This is a genomic window from Limosilactobacillus panis DSM 6035 (assembly GCF_001435935.1).
Lineage (GTDB): Bacteria > Bacillota > Bacilli > Lactobacillales > Lactobacillaceae > Limosilactobacillus > Limosilactobacillus panis.
Window position 1 is genome coordinate 1 of sequence record NZ_AZGM01000127.1, and the last position, 203, is coordinate 203.

The window sequence follows — 203 nt, forward strand, 5'->3', positions numbered from 1 at the left end:
CGTGTGAAACATGTGTTTGATGGGTATTTTGTGTATTTTTATGAATAAATCAGGTTTAATTATTGGTACCCATATTTTGGCAAAACGCTGGCGAACACCATGAAAATGACATCGTAAAAGTAGCTTGTCAAAAATTTGATTACCTAGCTGAAACTTGAAAGCACGAAAACTAGCCGGAGCTGCGTCAGCTTCGGCTTTTCTCA

1 protein-coding gene is annotated in these 203 nt (G+C 37.9%); it reads right to left on the reverse strand.

Translation table 11 applies throughout. The features are described from left to right. Positions 1 to 203, reverse strand: a 203-nt coding sequence (locus FD32_RS10290; protein ID WP_235803784.1) for a hypothetical protein, incomplete at both ends; no start/stop codon positions are given.